Here is a 23082-nt window from a genome sequence, read left to right on the forward strand (position 1 = left end):
TTAAAAATGATTATTTATGATTAATAATGATCAAAATTAATCAAAACTTTTCGGTTGACAAAAAAGAATAAGCCAATGGTGAATATTTAACCATCCGGGTTACTTTGCGGCCGTATCTCAACCAACTTTCCATGAAACCTGCATCTTACTGGATTGAAAAGTACAATCTGTTGCCACACCCTGAGGGGGGATATTATGCAGAAACCTACCGGGCGTCAGAAACCATCGCGCAAAGTGCATTACCTACACGTTTCGGGGGCGACAGGGCATTCTCCACGGGCATTTACTTTTTGTTGGAATCGCATAACTTCTCTGCATTCCACCGCATTCAGGCCGACGAAATGTGGCATTTCTATGCAGGGGAAGCATTGGAAGTTTTTGTAATAGACGAAAAATCGGGAGCGCTGAGCATTATCAGGCTGGGCAGCGATCCGGATAATGGCGAAACATTCCAGGCCGTAGTGCCGGCTGGCGCATGGTTTGGCTCGCGCCCTGCGAGCGGGAGTAAGTATGCGCTCGTAGGTTGTACGGTGGCGCCGGGTTTTGATTTCGCCGATTTCGAAATGGCCCAACGCGAGCCATTATCACAGCGCTACCCGCAACATGCAGGACTTATCGGGGAACTTACCTATTGCTAACCGAGCCGTGCCGCGCACTACATCGGCACGACTTCTGGTACAAAAACTAGTAACCCACGCTTGTATCGTCCCCGCGCGGATCGGAGCCGCCTTCGAGGGAGCCATCGGGCAGAACGAGAATGCAATCCATCCGGCCGATCAAATTTCGCTGCTGTTCGAGAATGTAGCCTTTGTCCTGCAACTTTTTAATGGCTTCGGCTGAGAAAGCACTGGCCTCGAAAGTAGTTTTGTCGGGAAGCCATTGGTGATGAAATTTCAATGCATTCACGGCCTGCTGCATGGTCATGCCATGTTCCAGCACATTCAGAATGGTTTGGTAAACCGAGGTAATGATGGTGGAGCCGCCTGGCGTGCCCACTACCATGAGTAGTTTCCCATCTTTTTCGAGGATAGTCGGCGTCATGGAAGAGAGCATCCGCTTGCCCGGCGCAATCGCATTGGCTTTGTTGCCGATCAGGCCGTACATATTTGGTGCACCGGCTTTGATGCTGAAATCGTCCATTTCATTATTCATGAAAAATCCCCCGCCTTTCACTACGACGCGACTACCATAGCCACCATTCAATGTAGTTGTTAGGGATACAGCGTTACCTTCCTTGTCTACCACCGAAAAATGCGTGGTTTCCAGACTCTCATAGCCGGGTAATGTGCCACCCTGAACGTTTTTGCTGTCAGTCGCTTTGTCCCACGAGAAATCACTCCAGCGTTTTTGCAGGTATTCTTTGCTGATAAGGTCATTCACAGGCACTTTCACGAAATCGGGGTCGCCGAGGAACTTGGCGCGGTCGGCGTACACGCGGCGTTCAGCTTCGATCATCACCTGAATGGTAGAATCACTATGCCAGCCCCATTTGCGCAACGGGTGCTGCTCGGTGAGGCGCATGAGTTGCAGCAGCGCCACTCCTCCGCTCGAAGGCGGTGCCATGGTGATCACCTTGTAGCCTTTGTACCCTTCGGTAATCGTTTCGCGCCATTGTGCATGGTAATCGGCGAGGTCCTTTTTACTGATAATGCCTTCTCCGTTCCGGTTAATATCCTTCACGAGCTGTCTCGCTACTTTCCCGGTATAGAAGCCATCACGGCCTTTTTTCTGTATGCGCTTTAATACTTTCGAAAGGTCTTTCTGGACAAGGAGGTCGCCGGCTGCCCAGTCTTTACCCGTCGGGTTCAGGAAATAGGAGGAGCCTGGATTTACGGCCAACAGGTCGCTTTTAATGTAATTGAGACTGCGCGCCTCCCGTTCGGTGAGTATCACACCGTTTTTGGCGATGTCAATGGCGGGTTGCAACAACTGTTTCCAGCCCAGTTTGCCATATTTTGCATGTGCCTGGGCCATGCCGTCCACAGAACCCGGCACGCCCGATGCCAGGCGGCCCAGCGTACTGGCTTTGGGGATGATATTACCGTCTTTATCCAGATACATGTCGGCGTGGCCTTTGCCGGGGGCTTTTTCACGGAAGTCGATGCTGTAACTTTTACCATCCTTATGCCGTAGCACCAGAAATCCGCCACCACCGATGTTACCCGCAGACGGATGCACCACCGCCAACGCAAATTGCACGGCCACCGCAGCATCTACCGCATTGCCTCCTGCTTTCAGAATATCCACCCCCACTTGTGATGCTACCGGGTGGGCGGACGCGACCATTCCGTTCTGCGCGATGACGCCTTTGCGATCGCTGAAAAACGGCTTCTGATTGGGATCGTCGGAAAGGAATTGGTAGAACCCGGTAGATTCCCGGACGGGTTTCTGGGCGTAGGAAATGCCGGACAGCGAGCCGGCCAACAGCATTAGAGAATAGCGTAATTTCATATAGGAGTGTCAGGTTAATGTCGTAATTTATTAAATCGAGCCCTTTTTATTACCTTTTATACCAATTTATTTCGATGCATTGGGACGATGCGCTAACTTTTGAATTCAAATTGTCCGTAACGTCATGATGAAGTTTTTACGACAGGTCTGGGAGAGTTTTCGCTTCGCCTGGGGCGCGCTTAAAACCAATGTTACCCGTACTATTCTATCACTACTCGGCGTCACAGTCGGCATCTTCGCCATCGTTGCCGTTTTTACCATCGTGGATTCGCTGGAAAAGAGTATCCGCGACAGCCTGAGCTTCATCGGTGATAAAGTGATTTACGTACAAAAATGGCCCTGGGGCTTTGGTGGCGAATATCAATGGTGGAAATACTTTCAGTGGCCGGAACCTACTTACTCCGAATATAAGTACCTCTACGAAAACCTGGAAAGCGCCAGCGCCGTGGCGGTGATGGATTTCAGGGGCAGTACAACGCTTAAAAACGGTTCGAACAGTATCAGCGCACTAATCCAGGGCGTATCGTTTGAATACAACCTCATTTCCGACATTCCCGTCCAGAACGGACGCTATTTCATCCCGCTCGAAACCAACAATGCCCGGAATGTGGCGATCGTCGGCGCGGACATAGCGGAGTCGCTTTTTCCCGGCCAGGACCCGGTCGGGAAGCCGTTCAAGCTCTCGGGCCATAAGTTTACGATCATAGGCGTGCGGGAGAAAAAAGGAGAGAGCCTGGTCGACTTCGGCGGTAGTCCCGACAAAATCTGTCTTATTCCCTTCTCCTCATTTTCCAAACTGTTCCAATCCGGTCGGCGAAGTGCCGATATTGTCGTAAAAGGCTTCCCGGAAGACGAAGGAATGAAGGAAGTGGAAGCCGAAATCGTCGGGCTGATGCGTACCAAGCGGGGTATTAAACCGCGCGATGGCAACAACTTTTCTTTGAACCGGCCCGAAGCGGCTGCGGTGGCAATTTCAGGATTATTCGCGGTGTTGACGGTAGCAGGTTGGGTAATCGGCAGTTTTTCGATCCTTGTGGGTGGTTTTGGGATTGCTAATATCATGTTTGTGTCGGTAAAAGAAAGGACGAACCTGATCGGAATCCAGAAATCGCTGGGGGCCAAGAACTATTCGATCCTGTTCCAGTTTCTTTTTGAAGCAGTGATGCTGAGCCTGGTAGGTGGACTTGTGGGAATATTTCTTGTATACCTGCTTTCATTCCTGAAACTGGGCTCGCTGGAAATCCTGCTATTGCCGCGCAATGTGCTTCTCGGGCTGGGCGTGTCGAGCATTATCGGTGTGCTTTCGGGCATTGTTCCCGCCATGCTCGCGGCGCGTATGGACCCGGTGATCGCGATCCGCGCCAAATAATAACTAGGAAAAATCAAACCGTTTTGCGAAGTTCGCTTCTATCACCATCACACTGATCGACTGTTATGCGTAAATGGGTCATTTTCGCCGTATTTCTGGCTATCGTATTCGGGATTCTATATTACATCACATTTGGATATTACAGTGAAGGAAAGCGGGGAGGATATGTGACGAGGCTCAGCAACAGGGGCTATTTGTTCAAAACCTATGAAGGCGAGCTGAGGATGGGCGGTCTTTTCGAAGGTGATGGGACGATGAATTCATCCCAATGGGTCTTTTCGGTAAGCGGCAAGAACAAGGATGCTATCTCAAAACTCGAAGAGGCGATCAAAAACGGCCACCGGGTTTCATTGACCTACGAAGAGAAATTTTTCAAACTGCCCTGGAATGGTGATACCAAGTTTTTTGTCACCGACGTGGAAGTGCTCGGACCGACGAAGCCGGTGACTCCTCCGCCATCCACGGTGCCTGCACCGACAGAGATAGATACTACCAAGGCATTATAGCCAAAGCCGGAGCTACCCTCCGGCTTTTTTGGCTTTGTAGCTTTTGCCGGTGAGCCATGTAATGACTTTGTCGCGGTGATCACCCTGAATCTGGACTTCACCGTCTTTTACGGTACCTCCACTGCCGCAAAGCCCCTTCAACTGTTTGCCGAGCGCTTCCAGGTCGGTATTTGTCCCGATAAATCCTTTCACGACCGTAATCACCTTCCCACCGCCTTTGCGGTCGAGCCAGATGCGCAGGTCCTGCTGCTGCGGAGCGAGTGTTTCGATGTCGTCGTCCTGGTCGTTGTATTCAAACTCCGGGTTGGTGGAATACACAATGCCCGAGCGGTTCTTCTTTGACATAGTTTCAGATATTAAGGGAGCTCAAATCATCACATTCAGGCTTCCCGGCTTTATTTTCACCTCTATTCGCGTTGTATCCAGTTGCAGCGGTTCGCCGTCGTAGTGGATCATCGGTGGCGTATCGGTTTCCACCAAAGCCTCTGTGGCGCGCTGATAATCGATGTAGGTCGACTGCTTCAATTGCTTGGTGAACAATCCGTAAGCCAGGGCCGTGCCATACCATTGTGGAAACGGGCTGATCGTGCACACATCCAGCAACCCATCCTGCAAACTGGCTTGCGGCGCTACCCATGCATTATTCCCAAATTGTCCTGCATTGGCAAATGAAAGGGAAAATGCCTGCTTTTCGAGGCCATTGAGCCGGAATGATTGCGGCTTGTAGGACCAGTACGCCTTAAACGAGACATTTACATAAGTAGCAAGCCCCCGGGCCTTCTGCTGGCTGAACAAATGCCCGACGTAGGCATCAAACCCCATTCCGGCGGTGCAGAAGAAAGGGATGCCATTCAGCTCGGCACTGTCGATCGTCGAGGGGGTACCTTCAAACAGCCGTTTCAGGGCCGCGTCGAGCGTGAGGGGAATGCCCAGGTGCCTCGCGAGGCCGTTGCCTGAGCCGAGCGGCAGGATACCGACCGGGATATTGGTGCCGACAAGTGGCTTGGCGATTTCATTCACAGTACCATCACCGCCAACAGCAACGATTGCTTTCCATTTTTCCGCATGCATATGCTCGCGTACAAGCTCGGTCGCATGCGCACGCTCCTCGGTGAAGAGGATCTGGGCCGAACCGGCATTCTGTTTCGCGACGGAGTGGATTCGCTCCCGTACAGCCGCGCTGTTTTTACCGATCGATGTGCCCGAATTGGGATTCAGTATAAATAAATAGGGATGGGTCACTGGTCAGGCAAAAAATAGGAAAAGAATGAGGAGAAAAACAATGATGAACAGGTAATAGAGGCCATCCACAAAAGGATATCTCTGCCGGTCAATTTTCTTAAAAATGCTGTTGAACTTGCTCATACCTGCTGGATCAATGATATTTCGGCAATGCGCCTTTCCGGGGCACCGATCTTTCCGTTATATTTAGAATCGTCAATTGCATTACAAAAATCCATAAAAAATATGAGAAACTGGCTTTTTACCCTCATTCTGATCAGCGCCGCTTTTATGGCAAACGCGCAGTCGACGGGAGACAAGGACGAGATCCTCGGCATCCTGAAACGTCAGGAGGCGGATTGGAACAAAGGGGATATCAAATCATTCATGAATGGCTATTGGGAATCCGATTCGCTGATGTTCGTCGGAAAGGCAGGCATTACTTACGGCTACAAGCCTACTTACGAAGGTTATCTCAAACGCTACCCCGACCGTGCGACGATGGGTACATTGAAATTCACTTTCCTCAATTTCTCATTTCCCGGGCGCGATGTGGCGTTCGTAGTAGGAAAATTCCATTTGACACGGCCCGAGAAAGGTGATCTGGAAGGTCATTACACGCTATTGTTCAGGAAGATCAAGGGCAAATGGCTGATCGTTTGCGATCATACGAGCGGATGACAAAAAAAGCCGGACTGAGAAGCCCGGCTTTTTTGCCTGACATGTTTAAGATATTATACCTTTTTAAGGCTTAGAATTGCATCGATTGCTGGCGAACCAGGGGAAGTAACAACGCTTACATTCACTTTGAGATCAGAACCGCTAATGGTGTACTTGTAAGTCTGAGTAATATTTTTAGCCTCGTTGGTCAATGTCAGGTTACCGTCCTTGGTTTTCCATTTTGAACCGCTAATAGGTACGAAAGCGTCAATGGTTGTAACGGCAGTCGGGCAATCGGCAGTTCCGATGGTGTTATCTGATTTGAAAGTCAATTTCAAGTCATACAAACATGGAACGGCTGCTTCGATCAAGGCAAGGTTCGGAATGGTAGTTCCGGCAGTTGCAGGAGTGATGGCCTGTAATTCCCAGGTTGCTGCGATGTCGCTGGTATCCGGTGGTGTCGGATCATCTTTGTCATCATCCTTACAAGCGAAAACAACGGAAAGGATCATGAACATGGCTAGCAAGGAGCTCTTGCTGAGGGCGTAGGTTTTTTTCATAGTTGAGAGCGTAAAAGTTAAAAGCAATAGAATGACTCGCGTTAGTTTCAACGTTCAAACTTAATGAAAAATGCGTTTTAGCGGGAAGTTTTATGACTTAGCGGAATTACTTAAAAAAAGATTGATTAATTCTGCGGCTGCTTCCCCGGGTAGCTTTTCGCCGTACCGTACCGCTTCGTCTGCTGAGGCAATGTGCTTTCTTACTAATTCATTGGCATAAAACTGGTCTTCCAGCGAGTGCCGGATTTGTTCGCGGAGCCAATCTACCCGTTGCAACCGCCTGTTTTCTTGCAGGTAACCATTAGCGGAAGTCTGTGCATAATAGTTGCTGATAATATTCCAGATCGTTTCCATTCCCGTCCCATCCATTGCCGAACACGGTACCACCTGCACGGCAATTTTCGAAGGATTTTCAGGAAGGAGGTGCAAGGCTTGGCGGTATTCCGCTACGGCTTTGGCTACCGCCTGCTCATTGCCGTGGTCGGCCTTATTGACGGCGATTGCATCCACCATCTCCATAATGCCCTTTTTAATCCCCTGCAATTCGTCGCCCGCGCCTGCGAGCATGAGCAGGAGGAAGAAGTCGGTCATGCCCTTCACAAGCGTTTCCGATTGGCCCACGCCCACAGTTTCAACCAATATCATATCATAACCTGCTGCCTCACACAGCAGGATCGCCTCGCGCGTGTGCCGCGCGACGCCCCCGAGCGAGAGGTTCGTGGGTGTGGGACGGATGTACGCATTCGGGTTGCGCGCGAGTGTTTCCATTCGTGTTTTGTCCCCTAATATGCTCCCGCCCGACTGTTTGCTGCTCGGGTCCACTGCCAGCACGGCCACGCGTTTACCGAGCGAAGTAAGGTACGTTCCAAATGCTTCGATGAAAGTGCTTTTGCCTACGCCGGGTACTCCGGTAATACCTACCCGCAGGGCGTTGCTAGTATGCGGCAGGATTTGTTTAAGGATTTCCGAGGCCAGCGTGCGGTCTTCGGGCAGGTTGCTCTCGATGATCGTGATCGCGCGGCTGAGTGTGGTGCGGTCGCCCGCGAGGACCCCTTTGGCATATGTTTCAACAGACAGTCGCTGGCGCATGGGAATGAGATTTTGGCGTTGGCAGACAAACGGCGTTGTCTGTCGCTAAAATGAAACTTTTTCTCCTAAAACAGGTGAAAAGGTGTATATTGCTCGTTTACAACCCAATATTTCCAATATTTTAACCATTATAATGAAAATTTCAGTATTTCGTCTGGGCATCATTGCAATGAGCAGTCTGGGCTTCTTCAACAACACGATCGCACAGGAGGCGGAGAAGGTGAAATATGATGCGCATGTCCTTTTTCACCCACTTTTCAATTTCCAGCCCGGCAACGAATACCGGTCGGGAAGCGGCGCTCCGGGGCCAAAATACTGGCAGAACCGTGCCGATTACAAGATTAACGTAGCGCTCGATGAGGAGAAAGGGACCGTGAGCGGGGAAGTGGAGCTTACCTATAAAAACAACAGTCCTGAAAGCCTGGAATTTATCTGGCTGCAACTCGATCAGAATGCATTCGGGAGCCATTCAAGGGGCGCACAAACGACACCGGTTACCGGCGGACGTTTCGGCAACATGGGTTTCGATGGGGGTGATTCCATCAAAGCCGTAACCGTACAGCAAGGCAAGGGCGCATTTGTGGACGCGGAGTATAAAATTACCGACACCCGCATGCAGATCCGCCTCAAAACGCCCGTGAGAGCGAATGGCGACGTGATTAAAATCAAGCTGGCTTATTCATTCAAAGTTCCTGAGTATGGCTCCGACCGCATGGGAACGCTGGAAACGAAGAATGGTATCGTGTACGAAATGGCGCAATGGTACCCTCGTGTGGCGGTTTTCGACGATATCGAAGGCTGGAACCTGCTTCCCTACCTGGGTGCAGGCGAGTTTTACCTCGAATATGGCGATTTCGAATATAATGTGACTGTCCCCTGGGATCATATTGTAGTTGGATCGGGCGAATTGCTCAACCCGAACGAAGTGCTTACCGCCGAGCAGCGCAAAAGACTGGCCGACGCTGCCAAAAGCGACCAGACGGTCGTCATCCGCAGCGCCGAAGAGGTTGCCAATCCGAACACAAGACCGAAACAATCGGGCACATTAACCTGGCGCTTCCGTTGCGTACAGGCGCGCGACATTGCGTGGGCTACTTCCAAAGCATTTGTGTGGGACGCGGCGCGTATGAACCTGCCCAAAGGCAAAACCGCATTGGCGCAGTCGGTATACCCGGCTGAGGACGGCGGGCTGGACGGCTGGGGCCGCTCAACCGAATATGTAAAGGGCTGTATCGAGTTCTATTCCAATTATGTGCATGAATATACCTACCCGGTAGCGACGAATGTGGCCGGTATTGTAGGTGGTATGGAATATCCCGGAATCGTTTTTTGCAGCAGCAAAAGCCGGAAGGAAGACCTGTGGGGCGTAACCGACCACGAGTTTGGCCATAACTGGTTTCCGATGATCGTGGGCAACAACGAGCGTAAGTATGCGTGGATGGATGAAGGGTTCAATACATTCATCAACTTCCTGTCAGGAGAGAACTTCAATAATGGCGAATACAAAACGACGCAGATGAATGATATGCACCGTCTGGCGCCGATGATCTTCCGTCCGAAAGCCGATCCGATTATGACGATCCCTGACGTTGTTCAGGCTGTGAATCTGGGCTGGGAGGCGTATTACAAACCTGCATTAGGCCTGAAAATGCTTCGCGAGCAAATCCTGGGCAAAGAGCGTTTCGACTATGCATTCAAGATTTATGTGCAGCGCTGGGCCTTCAAGCACCCTACGCCTTACGACTTCTTCCGCACGATTGAAGATGCAGCAGGCGAGGACCTGGGCTGGTTCTGGAAAGGCTGGTTTTTTGAGAATTACAAATTGGATCAGTCGGTGAAAGAAGTTGCTTATGTAGAGCAAAACCCACAGAAAGGGTCTTACATTACTATCGAGAACCTCGATCAACTGGCCATGCCTGTGAAAGTGGATATTGAAGAAGTGAGCGGCAAGAAAACGCGGGTTGAATTGCCGGTTGAAATCTGGCAGCGTGGTGGCGCGTGGACGTTCAAAGCGGCTACTCAGGGACCTATCCGCTCGGTATCGATCGATCCTGAGCATAACCTTCCGGATATCAATCCTGAAAACAATGTCTGGAAACCGGCCTCGTACAACGCCGAACCGGACGTGAACTAAGCAAGCATTAACACAGAAAAGCCTTCCAACCGCTACGTTTGGAAGGCTTTTTTATGGTGTCAAGGTCGAATTTCAGATCGTCAGAAGCATTGCGCCGTAAGAATAGCCGCCGCCAAATACTGTAATCACGATGTTTTCGCCCTTTTTGAATTTTTCCTTATTCTCCGAAAGCGCGATCGCACAACCGGCACAGCCCGTGTTACCGAGGTATTGAATGTTCGAAATCAGTTTTTCGGCAGGAATACCCAATGTGTTGATCACATTCAGGCTGATCCTGTGGTTGGCCTGGTGGGGGATCAGGTAGTCGAGATCGTTGATCGTCAGGCCGCATTCCTGCAAAACCTGCTGACTCACTTTGGGCATATACACACAGGCATTCTGGAATACATCACGCCCGAAAGGCATCACCACACCACGGTCGTTGGGCCGGAGCACGACAGCTTCGATGGCTTTTCCACTAGTGGCTGCACCGCCAGTGATCAGCTTTTTGATTTGCATATCACCTTCCGTTTGCCGCTCCTTTGAAATGAGCAACGCGGAAGCGCCATCGCCCCACAAATGTCCCGAAACCGTATCCATTTCATTGTAATAAGCCGTATTATGGTCGGAAACGACGACCAATGCTTTCGAAGCCTTGCCCATGGCGAAGTAGCCTTCGACGATCTCGACGGCATTGAGTAGCGACGAGCAGGCTGACGAAATACTGACGACCGGAATGTCGGGAATCTGAAGCTGATGCTGTACGGCGTGCGCCAGCGTAACGATGGTATCGTAAGGCGTATAGGTAGCTCCTACGATCAGATCTATCTCGTTTTTACTGTAAGGAATTCTGTCAAGTAAGGACTCTACGGCTTTAATCGCCATGGTAGAGGTATTTTCGTCTGCTGATGCTTTACGTCTTTCTGAGATTCCCGTTCTTTCCGTGATCCACTCGTTAGATAGGTTGTTGAGATTTGTAAAATATTCATTACCAATAACTTCGCTTGGCAGATAATGACTAACCGTATTAATATACATGATTGAGAAGTTGACTTCGCAAGCTACAATTCTTTTCGATTCCGAAAGTTAAATATTTCGTAGAAATCGTAGCACTCCATATTTGAACAATTCAATAATAAATTTATAAAATTATAATGTCGACATCTGTAAATCAGATGATTGGACAAGCAAAATGTTGTTATAAAACGACAAGAGTTTTACTTCCTCCGAGGTCCAGTTGTGGGATGCTTCCGCAGCTTTCCTGCCGTTGTTACCCAATTTCAAGCGCAACGCATGATCGGAAATGCAGCATTGCACCGCATGGTACAATGCCTCCGGATCGTACGGTGAGATACAAAAACCACTTTGCGATTCCTCCACGATTCGCTTGTAGAGGGGAAAGTCCGATGTAATGACAGGCAATTTCAGTGCCATATATTCGAATAACTTCGTTGGGAATGACTCCGGGTAATCGGCCACAGGTTTAAGCAATGCGATACCAGCAACCGCCCGCCGGGCATATTTCAGTGCCATTTTCTGATCGGTGTAACCGTGGAATGTGATATTGGCCTTCGCCTGCTGGTAACCTGCTATCGCTTCCAACTCTTTTTTGTCCACCCTCACAGGACAGAAAAGGTGCAAATGGCAATCCGGATATTGCTTTTTCAGCATCGCCACTGCGTTGATCATCGTATCCACGCAGCGCTCCATTGACACCACGCCCAGGTAGAATAGCTCCGGCCGTTGCCCGGGTGCGCCTGTGTGCACGAGTGCATCCATTACGGGCAGCGACACATAGTTATGGATCACAGCGAATGGCTTTGCCAGATGCTGATATTCGTTTAAATAGGCATCGTCCGTGAAAACGCAATGAAACTTCTGTCGCGCCAGACTGTCGAAAAAGCGGAACAGCTTTTTGAAAATCAGGCCATTGTTATACCGCTTGATGGCGAATTTTTTAAACAGGTTTTCCTGTATCTCGTAAACCACTTTCGCCCCCGCCCATTGGAAAAGTAGCGCCAGCGGAATCATTTCCGGCACAAAAATGTGGACGATGTCCGGCCTCAACCGCAGGCATTTGAACAATGCGACCGGGTGTGCCAACAAAATTCTCGGCAATAGCCGCCCGAATTTTGGCAGACAGACCAAATGCAGCCCGTCGCGGATTCCTGCGCGAAGCCCGGGCAATGCACAAAACACCTCATAACCGGCTCGCAGCGAGGGAGCGATTTTGTACATAATGCGCGAGTCGGTCGACGGATGTACCGTGCTGATCAGCAGCACGCGCTTCATGTGCGGGACACGATGGCAACGCCCGACGAAGTGCCGATCCGCTCCGCCCCCGCTTCGATCATCGCAACGGCCTGCTCGTAAGTCTTGATGCCGCCCGACGCTTTGATTTTCACCCCGGCCGGCAAAATGGAGCGCATTTTACGAACCGTTTCGACGTCCGCACCGCCGGGTCCAAAGCCGGTGGATGTTTTGACAAAATCCGTTTTTGCTTCCGCACAGATTTCACAGGCTGTATAAAGGTCGAACGAATCGAGGGAAGCGGTTTCGATAATCACTTTCAGCAATGCATTCTGCCCATGCGCGAGGTCTGCGAGCTGTTTGAGTTCTTCGCGCACGCTCAGGTAAGCCATGGATTTGAATTGTGAAAGGTTCATCACCACATCAAGCTCCGTGGCACCATTTTGCAATGCTTCCGTCGCCTCGGCGATCTTGGTAGCAGTTGTAGAATAGCCCATCGGAAAGCCTATTACCGTCGCGATCTCAATTTTAACAGGACAAAATTCCATCATTTCAACGACATACGGCACATACACCGGCGCAACGCATATGGCCTTGAACTGATGTATCCAGGCTTCTTCGCAGATTTTGCGGATGTCGGTTTCGCTGGCCGTCGCGGTGAGCAGCGTGTGGTCGATGTAGGAGGAAAGATTGTCCATACCAGTGTGAGGAGGGATTGGTTCAAAAACGGAAAACCCCGCCGGGTTGGCAGGGTTCCTTATTATGCCGAATGCTGTTAAGCTTTGCTTTTTTCTTTTTTGGAAGCCTTTTTGGCTGGCGCTTCTTCTTCCGCCGCCGCATCTGCTAATGGCTCCGCAGCAGTTTCAGCTTCGCCTTCCGTCACTTCGAATGCTTCGGGAGTGTATTTGGAAAGCAGGTTGTACCAGGTAATGACTTTCTTGATATCCGACACGTACACTTTCGAACGGTCGAATTCCGGAAGTACCTCCGCAAGAAACTCGATCAGCTCTTTGTCTGACGAAGTTTTAACAGACAATGTAACCTCTTCGCCGTGGATCTCACGGATTTTCAGGAATACATCCGACAGGGCAACAGATTCTTCTGCACCATCTGTGAAGATCGAAACATCTTTCAATACCGATACGCGCGCAGTCGGGCCGATCAGTGTTTTTTCACGTTTCTCGTCCAGGCTTTCCACGATCACGCCCGCACGGCTGGGTTTCAGAATGCGGAACAACCCTGGCTTGCCGGATACATTGGCTACTTCTTTTAGCAAATCCATTCCTGTTGACTCTACTTTTTCACTCATCCTTTCTTACTATGGTTATATCTTGATGTTAATGTTGGAGCGGCAATTGAATTTTTGCGCAAAATAACGGAAAGATTGTCCGGGAAACAACCGATATCCTATTTTGTCTTCACAAACGACTGATTATAAGTTTCTATTGCCGACAGAATGGGCTCCCGGCCTTCATTTTTCTCAGCCGATGTTACATACATTTCGGGCACTTCTTCCCACGTTTCGCCCATTTTGCGCTTGTATGCCTCCACCTGGGCGGCTACCTGGCCGGGTTTAAGTTTATCCGCTTTGGTAAAAATGATCTCGAACGGAATACCCGCCTCGCCCAATGCGGCCATAAATTCCAGATCAACGGCCATTGCGCTATGCCGGACATCTATGAGAACGAATGTACAAATCAGGTTTTCGCGGTAATGCAGGTAATCGTGGATCATTTTCTCCCACTTGTCGCGTTCGACTTTACTTACTTTGGCATAACCATAACCCGGCAAATCGACGAGATACCAGGTGTCGTTGATGATAAAATGGTTAATCATCTGCGTTTTTCCCGGCTGCTGCGACGTTTTAGCCAATGCCTTTTTACCCGTCAGCATGTTGATAAGTGATGATTTACCCACATTGGAACGTCCGATAAATGCATATTCGGGAAGGATGGGCTCCGGGCATTTCTGGTAGTCGGAGTTACTCATCACATACTTGGCTTCCTGAACTTTCATGGTTTTCTGGCGTTAATAAAGTTGCGAAGTTACCCTTTTTGAGATTCTTATCCGCAAAAGGTGCAGGATAGGCCCGCAGTCCATCATTGTGTAAAATAAAACAAAGGCGTATTTTCGTTATGGAATACTGAAATCAAAAATCTTATTTAAAAAATGAAAAATTTGAAAAATCTCGGGTTCGCGATCGTGGCGCTCATGCTGGCCATGTCCGTGGCAATAGCCGGGGAAGGAGATAAAAAGGCTGCCGAGAAAGGCATCCAGTTTACCGAAGGCTCGTGGTCTTCTTTGCTTAAAAAGGCTAAAAAAGAGAATAAACTAATCTTTCTCGATGCTTACACCACCTGGTGCGGGCCATGCAAGCAGCTTCAAAAGAACGTCTTTACCCGTGACGACGTTGCGGCGACTTTCAATGGGAATTTTATCAATGTGAAGATCGATATGGAAAGCGGCGAGGGCCCTTCGCTGGCCAGGAGATACCCGATCGAAGGCTATCCGACACTGTTCTTTATCAATGGAAAAGGCAAGGTGGTGAAACAGCTTTTAGGCTATCAGCAACCTCAAGACCTGATCAAAGCAGCGAAATCGGTACAAAAAGGCCCTGCTATCTAAATTATTAGTGTAATAAAAAGAGACCCCGTGGAATCGCTCCGCGGGGTCTCTTTTTTGTATTCCGGATAAATCTTATTCGTAGTAGTTGGGAACGCGGTGGCCGCTGCTTTCCAGCAACCGGTCTTTGCGGAACAACTGCACGTCGGCTGTAACCATGTCGTTCACCAACGCTTTCAGGTCGTATTTCGGTTTCCAGCCCAGCTTCTCCATTGATTTGGTCGGGTCGCCGATCAGCAATTCCACCTCGGTAGGACGGAAATAGCGCGGATCGACCGCCACGACTTCTTTGCCGATTTCAATTTTGAAATCAGGATTGTTGCATTTAACGACTTTTGCGATCTCGTCAACACCTTCGCCGCTGAATTCCACTTCGATGCCTACTTCGGCAAATGCCATTCTGACAAATTCACGGATACGGGTAGTAACACCGGTTGCGATCACGAAGTCCTCGGCAGTATCCTGTTGAAGGATAAGCCACATCGCTTCCACGAAGTCTTTGGCATGGCCCCAGTCGCGTTGCGCGTCGAGGTTACCGAGGTACACTTTGTCCTGCAAGCCCAATGCAATACGAGCAACTGCGCGGGTGATCTTGCGCGTTACAAAAGTTTCACCGCGTAATGGCGATTCGTGGTTAAAAAGGATACCATTCACCGCGAACATATTATATGCCTCGCGATAGTTAACAGTGATCCAGTAGCCGTAAAGCTTCGCAACCGCGTAAGGCGAGCGCGGATAGAACGGCGTGCGCTCCGATTGCGGCACTTCCTGTACCAAACCGTACAGTTCGGAAGTCGATGCCTGGTAAATCTTGGTCTTTTGGGTCAGTCCCAGCAAACGTACCGCTTCCAGGATGCGGAGCGTACCGATGCCGTCGACGTTGGCGGTGTATTCAGGTTCTTCGAAACTCACCTGAACATGCGACATGGCCCCGAGATTGTATATTTCGTCCGGCTGTACTTCCTGGATGATGCGGATAATATTCGTAGAGTCGCTCAGGTCACCATAATGAAGGTGAAAGCGCACATTCTTCTCATGCGGGTCTTCGTAAATATGGTCGATCCGCTGGGTATTGAACAATGAACTGCGGCGTTTGATACCATGCACTTCGTATCCCTTGCTCAAAAGGAGCTCGGCCAAATAGGAGCCATCCTGGCCGGTGATCCCTGTAATTAGCGCTTTCTTCATTCTGTTGGTAGTATGTATATCTGGATAATGTTATCCGGTTAAAAAATAGATTGAATATGATTTCTGGTTCAACCGCTAGTTATGATCGGACGCAGGGTTCACCATCAGGCTTCGCTTGATATCCACTCTGTCGGGAAGGATCACTGCGGAGGCATATTGCTCACGAATCAGGTCGAGGTATTGTTCTGCGTCGCTCCGGTACATAAAATCGCCCACCTTCACCCGGTAGGTCGGCTGGGTATACGAAACGTAAGGGTTCAAATCTGGAAAGGACTGGTAAATGTAAGACTTCGCACCGTCCGCTTCCTGCCTCACATTTCCTACATAAATCTGGATCCTGAAACCGTTGATATACCGGATAGATTTGTTCTGCTTCGCCAGCGTATCCAGCACCGATTCCAGTTTCTTGTTGACATACAGGGGCTTGTCTACATCGGCTTTCGGGACATTGTTGTTCTTAGCGGGTGCCGCCGGTTCCGGGCGTGTTACGACGGCGGGTTCCACATATTCGTAGCGTGGCCGGACCGCGGAAAGGTCTTCCCGGTATTCCGAACCGGAACTCACTACCGACTTTTTGGCACAACCCGAAATCAGAATGATACCAAGATGCAGAGCCCATAAAAATTTCTTTTTTAGCGTCATATCCTGAACCATTGTAGCTGAGCCCACAAACTTAATCAAAATTGGATGAATCACCATACCACTTATTTTTGAATGTAATACCTAACTTTACCCGGTTTATCCCCGATTTCAATGCTAGTACAATCCAACGTTTCACTTCGTCATCTCAATACATTCGGGCTCGATGCCGATGCCAGGTATTTCGTAAATGCACGGTCTGTCGATGAATTAACAGCCATTTTGCGCGACCCCGAATGGAAGGAGACGCCAAAATTTATCCTCGGCGGAGGCAGTAACATTTTGCTGACAAAGGACATCGAGGCGCTCGTGATCCATCCCGACATCAAGGGTATTATAATAAAGGAAGAGAATGAGGAAACGGTCGTGCTCGAAGTGGGTGCGGGCGAGGTTTGGCACGATTTCGTCATGCATTGTGTGAGCAATGGCTATGGCGGAGTGGAAAACCTGTCACTCATTCCCGGCACGGTGGGTGCGGCGCCTATGCAGAATATCGGCGCTTACGGTGTAGAGATCAAAAGTGTGGTGGAGGCCGTCGAGGCGGTTGATATTCAAAATGGCGAAAAACGTGTTTTCAGCAATGCGGAATGTGAATTTGGTTACCGCGAAAGTGTGTTCAAGAAAGCATTAAAGAACAAATATGTGATTACCGGGGCAACTTTTAAACTCAGTAAAAAACCGGTATTGAATGCCGCTTACGGCGATGTGCAAAAAACCTTGCTGGAAATGGGTGCTGAAAACCCGACGATCCGTGACATCAGCGAGGCGATCATGGCAATCCGCCGCAGCAAGTTGCCCGATCCTGCGGAGATTGGTAATGCGGGGAGTTTTTTCAAAAACCCCGAGATACCCGTTGCTCAGTTCACGCAATTACGGGAAACCTTTCCCGAAGTACCTGGTTATCCTGTGGATGCCGAAACGGTAAAAGTACCGGCCGGCTGGCTGATCGAAAAGGCGGGCTGGAAAGGTTACCGGGAGGGTGAGATCGGCGTCCATGCGCGGCAGGCGCTGGTGCTCGTCAACTATGGCGGCGGAACGGGCGCGCAGATCAAGGCATTATCAGAAAAAATTCAGGAATCCGTAGCCGGGAAATTCGGGATCCGGCTCAACGCAGAAGTCAATTTTATATAGGATCTTATGCACCGCAAAAAGTTATATACCTCATTTGCCCTGCTTGCATTATTTATCGTTGTTTTTTTCCTGAAAGAGCGGTTTACCGTGGACCCGTATCAGGACGAACACCATTACCTGCCCACGGCAGTGCTGTTCAGTACCGAGCCGCTCCCTTCGCTGAACCTGCTCCAAACCTACAACGAGCTCAACACGCCGATACCTTTCATCCTGGGCGGTTGGGTGCTGCGTGTTTTCGGGGAGGATATCCAGAACCTTCGCCTGCTTACAGCTTTTACGAGTTTTGTATTGCTGATGCTTTTTGTCTGGTATAGTCCCGACCGCACGAAGCGTTTCTGGCTTTGCCTGGGCGGATTATTGATTTTCCCGAACTATTACCTGGTCAGTGTTTACTACTACACCGACATTTTCGCGATGGTGTTCACGCTCGGCGGTGTGATCGCCTATCTGCGGAAACGGCACTGGGTAGGGTTTCTGTCGTTGGCGGCGGCGGTTTGCTGTCGGCAATATATGCTTGCATTCCCGGCGGCGATCCTGGCTTATGAAGTGTTCAAAAATGTAAAATGGAGTACTAATCCTGTGGCTTTGGTCAAAAGCGTATTCTCTGATCCTGCCTGGATCTGGTATGCGTTGGCGGTGCTGGCGATCGTTCCCTGGGTGGTTATCTGGCACGGGCCCGCACCTGCTTCGGTCATGGCCGACCAGCATTACGATTCGGATAAGCTGGTGCAATACAATTTCGGATATGTAATGTACGCCTCGGCGGTTGTGGCGGTGTACTATATCATTCCCGAAACACTGGTAACGCGCCGTTTTTCACACTTTTTAGAATATCCCCGGAAATATCCGGTTATGTTCGCCGGTTTTCTGGTCGTAATTGCCGCGATTGTCGTGTTTTTCCCCGCCAAACAGGCGCATAATCCCTATTTCACCTGGCCGTACCTGGGTTATGTAGATGAATTCCTGATGAAAACAGGCATTAGCGGATTGCTGAAACAGCTGGTTTTCGGTGGGTTGATGCTTGTGACGCTCACGCGATTTGTATCTCCCCGTTTCACCCTCGCAACCTGGGTTTTCCTGCTGAACATCCTGCTGCTTGGCAAGGCGCAACTATCGTGGGATAAATATTCACTGCCGATGATCATGATTTTGTGGTTCCTGGCTATGTATGACGAGCATTGGCTGCCTTCAGAAACGCGTACCGAAAACAAACCGGAGGCATTGAATGTGAAATATTAAAGATATATTTATAACCATTTGCTTACTAGCGCCAAACCCGGAAACGGAATATTCACCAGAATCGCGTCTTAATGAAATGAACTTTACACACTCAAAAGTTTTCCTGCTTTTCTTCCTTTTCTGCTGTTCGACAGGCATTGCCAGTGCGCAGCGTTTCTTTTCCGTCGTGTTCAATAAGCTGCCGCGCGACATGCAATTATATGCGCGGGCTGACGATAGTATGGCCGATGTGCCCATCTCCGGTGTCATTGAGCTGGCAGGCTGGGACCACATGTCGGTTGTTACATTCAGGAACAACGTGCGGGTCGGTTACCAGAAATCGGCGATCAATTACGGCGGCAAAACGACGGGTACGTTCAGTATGACGCCAAGAATCAAGGCCGAAATGGCGGACTACTCATTTGAAGTATATGCCTGCCACGAAGCGGACTCGGCGCTGATAGTGCGACGCAACGAAGTGGTAGCCGGTGATTTTTACGTGATCAGCGGGCAGTCGAATGCGGCTGCTACCGTTTTCGGGGCCTGGTCGAGCAAGTATGCGCGTACCGTCGCCCGGACGCCTGATCAGAACCCGGCTATTTTACCTGGCGACACGCTTTGGACCGCCGCCGCATGGTCGTGGACGTACGTGGGGGCGTGGGGCCTGGAAATGCAAAAGGAGATTTTGGAGCGCGACAGCATTCCTACCTGTGTGATCAACGGTTCATTGCCCGGAGCAAAGTTGAGCGATTTTCTGGGTAGCAGGAGTTCCAGTGACTCTTCCAGTATTCAATCGCTTTATGGTGGACTGCGTAAGAGGGTGAATGTGGCCAGTCCTGCACGGATCAGGGCATTCATTTGGATGCATGGAGAGCAGGAGGCCTTCGAAAATATCGGTAACTATGCCGAACAATACGACCAGCTGTATAAGTATTGGGTGCGTGACTATCCGGCGGTGGAGCAATTTGTGGTGGTTCAGTCGAACCTTATTGTTTTAAGAAACAACACGCCCAATCCGGTAGGGGGCTCCGTACGCGACTTCCTGAGAAGAACCAAATATATTTATCCTAAAACAGACCATTTTGCAGCTATTGGAACGCCCGACTATGACGGCGTGCATTATCACAGGTCGGGATATGAAGAGTTTGGCCGCCGGATGTATCGCTTCCTGGCACCACGCGTTTACGGATCGAAGGATTCGGACAATGTCCGTAGCCCGGACATCAAAAAAGCATTTTATACCAATGCAGAGAAAAAGGAGATTACACTGATCTTTGAAGAGGGCCAGGAGCTGAAATGGCCCGCCGATTCGACCATAAAAGGGCAGGATGGCAAGCCGCTGGTGTTGAGCCTGAAAAACTTCTTTTTCCTCGACGGAGACGAAAAGAAAGCTGCATTCTCGGCGGGAAAGGCATCAGGGAACCAGGTAACATTGACGCTCAAAGAGCCGTCCAATGCGACGAAGTTGAGTTACCTGCCCACATTCTATCCCGATAACCTGCCGGTGCAATTCCCCTATGAAAGTAACATTGGTATTTACACAGGACCGTATCTGCTGAACAAGCGCGGCCTCGGGGCATTTTCTTTTGATAAGGTAGGTATCGGCGTGCTGTTACCTAATGTGATGCTCTCGGCTAACCGTACCTATAATTCGGTGATCCTGACGTGGCCCGCGGTAGAAACTGCCACCAGCTATGTGCTGCAACGCAAAAAATCTGATTCGGCGCCCTATGAGGTCTTGAAACAGCTCAACGGCCAATCATTATCGTTCGAAGATCGCGACATTGAGCTGAATGCCAGGTACACCTACCGGATTCAGGCATTCAATGACGTTTCACAATCGAATTACTCAACCACAACTGTTGATCTGAGTCCGATCCTTGGTAACGAGATCGGTACTAAAAACACGCTCTGGCAAATGTTTCCCAATCCAACCGACCGTGTGTTGCGCGTCGAGTTCAAGAATGCGGCGACAGGTACCATAGCTGTTTTAAATGCAAAGGGGCAGATCCTGCACCGCAAAGCGCTAAAAGCGTCTAAAAGTGAGGAAGTCAATGTAGCCGATTGGCCAACGGGGACATACCTGTTGAATTTTGAAAACCAGGATGGCGTGCGGACGGCACAGCAGTTTATCAAACGCTAAGCATATTAAGGACTTTTCGTGGGAGGCGGGGCAATGTATTTTTCGTAAAACGAATCAGGTTTTCCGAGATACTGCTCCGCCTCCTGCTGCGACCAGCGGTGCCGTAACGTTTCAAACAGGCTCGGATATGCATTATAAGGCATAGGGACAAAATTAGAAGGAGTGGTATTCCACAACGCAGTAACGCGATTGAAGCTCGCCGCACGACATAGCCGCGCAATACCCACGACCGCCGGAAGCAGTAGCGCAAGTGCGATAACCAGCCAGGCCGCATTGCTACGGAGCGCCGTAAGCACTTTGCGCAGCGGCTGACTCGCGAGCGGGTATAGCAGGTAGCAACCTATCAGGATCAGGACCGGCATCATACCGCGCAGCAGCATATCATTTACCTTCCCAACCCTTACCGCCGGAAACAGCAGTGTAATGCAAATCAGCACCCAAAACGGCGCCACCGGAATGGCGGGCAATCCAATCCGCCGGGATACCAGAAATACAAGCACGAAAAGCAATGCATCCGTCACCGTATTCACCAGATATTCCCGCAGCAGGTTGTCGGCGCCGTCCCGAAATTCCCAGATTAATCCGTTCTCCGGCGGGTGGGGATGCGACTGAAACAGGAGCAACACCGGAACCACCGCAACGAACGGCAACAGAACCCGCTCCAACAGCCCTTTGAAGGAAACGCCCCACCGTATCCATTGGCCAACCAGCAGCAGCGCGATCATCAAGCCTGTTACCAATGCTGGAAAAGCCGCCCACCAGAGCGCCAGTGCCGTTGGAAAGCAAAGCAATGCATAATCGAGCCGGTGGCGGATCGCGTGAAACAGCATTCCACCCAGCATCAACGAGGGAATAAATTGATTCGGCGTCCAGAACAGATTTTCCAGGTTCGACCAATGTTCTATTCCAAGCTCTTCATACCGGTACAACGGAATGGACCAATGTGCCGCTATACCTTTAAAAACCCTTGGAAAATCACCCACACATAATACCAGTAGGGTTGCCCACCATTTCTGGTGCAGCGATATACAGACCCACAGCAGCCCAAGCGCAATACCCAGGCTGGTCCAGATCAGGATCCCCGCCGTTGACATATCGCCAGTCAATTTGGAAAGCGCGGCCGGAACCAGATAGTACCCGAAATAATAGGCCATCACCGGGCGGTTTGTTGGAAAGCGAAGGGGCCAGTCATTTTGCAGGAGGTCCTGGAATTTCGCGTTGTGACACCAATGATCCATGGTTTGAAACGCAAAACCCGTAATACCCGAAGCGAGTGTCAGGCCAACCGCCGTAATGAGCGCGATACAGATATCTTTTAGATGAACGAAAGTTTTATAATAACCGCTTTCTCCCCATATATTTTTATAAAGCAGATAAATTAGTAGCGCAATGCCGGTTAATGCAACTACGGATTTCGTCCAATATAAATAATAGATTAGGTTTGGAATCAATAAATATATAATTGATATTCTATAAAGTATTTTGCTTTGCATTTAATTAAGAAATGTGTGTATAGTTTATTTGAATTATCAATCGGCAAATTCCTTTTTATTTCTGTTTGTTAAATACAGATATGGAATGCTATTTATGGACCAGGGAATAAAGTTTCCGCAGGTAATCCCGGTTTACAATGCAAAACTTTATAAGGTTGCTGCGGCCGCTGATTTCCAGCTTTTTGCTGATCCTTCGTTTGTAGTTCTCAATGCTTTTCGGCTCAATGACGAGGCAGGAGGCTATTTCGGCCGTGGTCAGACCGTCGGAAATGAAGGATAGCACGTCCCATTCGCGGTCCGTGAGTTGAAGTAATTTCTGGTTAATAGACTGGCAGTCGTCGGCCAATAGTATGGAGGCATTTGCTGATACGGGGGTCATAGATAATGTGATGATAGTGGTAAGCCGAAAAAGGGTTTTGATAGCTGGAA

23 protein-coding genes are annotated in these 23082 nt (G+C 49.9%); 9 read left to right on the forward strand and 14 right to left on the reverse strand.

The window, feature by feature from the left end; genetic code table 11:
* The first annotated feature begins 131 nt into the window (after positions 1 to 131).
* Complete coding sequence (locus tag AAHB90_RS08575; protein WP_342084524.1) at positions 132 to 638, forward strand: cupin domain-containing protein; 507 nt, start codon at positions 132 to 134, stop codon at positions 636 to 638.
* A gap of 46 nt (positions 639 to 684) precedes the next feature.
* Here AAHB90_RS08575 and ggt read toward each other — a convergent pair whose 3' ends face one another.
* Positions 685 to 2451: a gamma-glutamyltransferase gene (ggt, locus tag AAHB90_RS08580; RefSeq protein WP_342084525.1), complete on the reverse strand. Its 1767-nt coding sequence runs from the start codon at positions 2449 to 2451 to the stop codon at positions 685 to 687.
* Positions 2452 to 2575: 124 nt separating this feature from the next.
* Here ggt and AAHB90_RS08585 point away from each other — a divergent pair, with 124 nt between their 5' ends.
* Both AAHB90_RS08585 and AAHB90_RS08590 read left to right on the forward strand, forming a co-directional pair.
* Positions 2576 to 3820 (forward strand): ABC transporter permease, encoded by a 1245-nt coding sequence (locus tag AAHB90_RS08585; RefSeq protein ID WP_342084526.1) that lies wholly within the window; start codon positions 2576 to 2578, stop codon positions 3818 to 3820.
* 65 nt (positions 3821 to 3885) lie between these two features.
* Positions 3886 to 4326, forward strand: a complete 441-nt coding sequence (locus tag AAHB90_RS08590) for a hypothetical protein (RefSeq protein ID WP_342084527.1) — start codon at positions 3886 to 3888, stop codon at positions 4324 to 4326.
* A 12-nt stretch (positions 4327 to 4338) separates the two neighbouring features.
* On the opposite strand, the gene AAHB90_RS08595 is transcribed toward AAHB90_RS08590, so the two are convergent.
* Together AAHB90_RS08595 and AAHB90_RS08600 are read right to left on the reverse strand one after the other, a co-directional pair.
* Positions 4339 to 4671, reverse strand: coding sequence for a translation initiation factor (locus AAHB90_RS08595; RefSeq protein WP_342084528.1), 333 nt, complete (start codon positions 4669 to 4671; stop codon positions 4339 to 4341).
* Between the two features lie 21 nt (positions 4672 to 4692).
* Complete coding sequence (locus AAHB90_RS08600) at positions 4693 to 5568, reverse strand: diacylglycerol/lipid kinase family protein (RefSeq protein ID WP_342084529.1); 876 nt, start codon at positions 5566 to 5568, stop codon at positions 4693 to 4695.
* Between the two features lie 225 nt (positions 5569 to 5793).
* On the opposite strand from AAHB90_RS08600, the gene AAHB90_RS08605 reads away from it, so the two are divergent.
* Entirely contained in the window at positions 5794 to 6228 is a 435-nt protein-coding gene (locus AAHB90_RS08605) for a YybH family protein (RefSeq protein ID WP_342084530.1), read from the forward strand.
* A gap of 53 nt (positions 6229 to 6281) precedes the next feature.
* Here the strand turns inward: AAHB90_RS08605 and AAHB90_RS08610 are convergent, their stop codons facing one another.
* Together AAHB90_RS08610 and meaB are read right to left on the reverse strand one after the other, a co-directional pair.
* The gene (locus tag AAHB90_RS08610; RefSeq protein WP_342084531.1) at positions 6282 to 6767 is read right to left on the reverse strand and encodes a lipocalin family protein; all 486 of its coding nucleotides are present in this window, start codon (positions 6765 to 6767) and stop codon (positions 6282 to 6284) included.
* 90 nt (positions 6768 to 6857) lie between these two features.
* Positions 6858 to 7856, reverse strand: coding sequence for a methylmalonyl Co-A mutase-associated GTPase MeaB (gene meaB, locus AAHB90_RS08615; RefSeq protein ID WP_342084532.1), 999 nt, complete (start codon positions 7854 to 7856; stop codon positions 6858 to 6860).
* A 133-nt stretch (positions 7857 to 7989) separates the two neighbouring features.
* On the opposite strand from meaB, the gene AAHB90_RS08620 reads away from it, so the two are divergent.
* A complete protein-coding gene (locus tag AAHB90_RS08620; protein WP_342084533.1) occupies positions 7990 to 9990 on the forward strand; it encodes a M1 family metallopeptidase in 2001 nt (666 codons plus the stop codon).
* A 72-nt stretch (positions 9991 to 10062) separates the two neighbouring features.
* On the opposite strand, the gene AAHB90_RS08625 is transcribed toward AAHB90_RS08620, so the two are convergent.
* The 5 genes from AAHB90_RS08625 to yihA form a co-directional block, all read right to left on the reverse strand.
* On the reverse strand, positions 10063 to 11007 hold the full coding sequence (locus AAHB90_RS08625) for a 3-oxoacyl-ACP synthase III family protein (protein WP_342084534.1): 945 nt from the start codon (positions 11005 to 11007) through the stop codon (positions 10063 to 10065).
* Between the two features lie 111 nt (positions 11008 to 11118).
* Positions 11119 to 12261 (reverse strand): glycosyltransferase, encoded by a 1143-nt coding sequence (locus tag AAHB90_RS08630; protein ID WP_342084535.1) that lies wholly within the window; start codon positions 12259 to 12261, stop codon positions 11119 to 11121.
* The gene (gene deoC / locus AAHB90_RS08635; protein WP_342084536.1) at positions 12258 to 12917 is read right to left on the reverse strand and encodes a deoxyribose-phosphate aldolase; all 660 of its coding nucleotides are present in this window, start codon (positions 12915 to 12917) and stop codon (positions 12258 to 12260) included. Before deoC ends, AAHB90_RS08630 begins: the two co-directional genes overlap by 4 nt.
* A 77-nt stretch (positions 12918 to 12994) precedes the next feature.
* Positions 12995 to 13528, reverse strand: a complete 534-nt coding sequence (locus tag AAHB90_RS08640; protein WP_342084537.1) for a DUF5606 family protein — start codon at positions 13526 to 13528, stop codon at positions 12995 to 12997.
* 98 nt (positions 13529 to 13626) lie between these two features.
* Positions 13627 to 14235 (reverse strand): ribosome biogenesis GTP-binding protein YihA/YsxC, encoded by a 609-nt coding sequence (gene yihA, locus AAHB90_RS08645; RefSeq protein WP_342084538.1) that lies wholly within the window; start codon positions 14233 to 14235, stop codon positions 13627 to 13629.
* A 153-nt stretch (positions 14236 to 14388) separates the two neighbouring features.
* On the opposite strand from yihA, the gene AAHB90_RS08650 reads away from it, so the two are divergent.
* Positions 14389 to 14844 (forward strand): thioredoxin family protein, encoded by a 456-nt coding sequence (locus AAHB90_RS08650; RefSeq protein ID WP_342084539.1) that lies wholly within the window; start codon positions 14389 to 14391, stop codon positions 14842 to 14844.
* Between the two features lie 72 nt (positions 14845 to 14916).
* On the opposite strand, the gene gmd is transcribed toward AAHB90_RS08650, so the two are convergent.
* Both gmd and AAHB90_RS08660 read right to left on the reverse strand, forming a co-directional pair.
* The gene (gmd, locus tag AAHB90_RS08655) at positions 14917 to 16029 is read right to left on the reverse strand and encodes a GDP-mannose 4,6-dehydratase (RefSeq protein WP_342084540.1); all 1113 of its coding nucleotides are present in this window, start codon (positions 16027 to 16029) and stop codon (positions 14917 to 14919) included.
* Positions 16030 to 16104: 75 nt separating this feature from the next.
* Positions 16105 to 16728, reverse strand: a complete 624-nt coding sequence (locus AAHB90_RS08660) for an SPOR domain-containing protein (RefSeq protein WP_342084541.1) — start codon at positions 16726 to 16728, stop codon at positions 16105 to 16107.
* A gap of 54 nt (positions 16729 to 16782) precedes the next feature.
* On the opposite strand from AAHB90_RS08660, the gene murB reads away from it, so the two are divergent.
* From murB to AAHB90_RS08675, 3 genes are all read left to right on the forward strand, one after another.
* Positions 16783 to 17799 (forward strand): UDP-N-acetylmuramate dehydrogenase, encoded by a 1017-nt coding sequence (gene murB, locus AAHB90_RS08665; RefSeq protein ID WP_342084542.1) that lies wholly within the window; start codon positions 16783 to 16785, stop codon positions 17797 to 17799.
* Between the two features lie 6 nt (positions 17800 to 17805).
* Positions 17806 to 19038, forward strand: a complete 1233-nt coding sequence (locus AAHB90_RS08670) for a hypothetical protein (RefSeq protein ID WP_342084543.1) — start codon at positions 17806 to 17808, stop codon at positions 19036 to 19038.
* 166 nt (positions 19039 to 19204) lie between these two features.
* Complete coding sequence (locus AAHB90_RS08675) at positions 19205 to 21160, forward strand: T9SS type A sorting domain-containing protein (RefSeq protein ID WP_446717890.1); 1956 nt, start codon at positions 19205 to 19207, stop codon at positions 21158 to 21160.
* A 5-nt stretch (positions 21161 to 21165) separates the two neighbouring features.
* Here the strand turns inward: AAHB90_RS08675 and AAHB90_RS08680 are convergent, their stop codons facing one another.
* Entirely contained in the window at positions 21166 to 22398 is a 1233-nt protein-coding gene (locus tag AAHB90_RS08680; protein WP_342084545.1) for a hypothetical protein, read from the reverse strand.
* Between the two features lie 343 nt (positions 22399 to 22741).
* Complete coding sequence (locus AAHB90_RS08685; protein WP_342084546.1) at positions 22742 to 23032, reverse strand: helix-turn-helix transcriptional regulator; 291 nt, start codon at positions 23030 to 23032, stop codon at positions 22742 to 22744.
* Positions 23033 to 23082: the final 50 nt, after the last annotated feature.

It is taken from the genome of Dyadobacter sp. OTU695, assembly GCF_038440355.1.
Taxonomy (GTDB): domain Bacteria; phylum Bacteroidota; class Bacteroidia; order Cytophagales; family Spirosomataceae; genus Dyadobacter.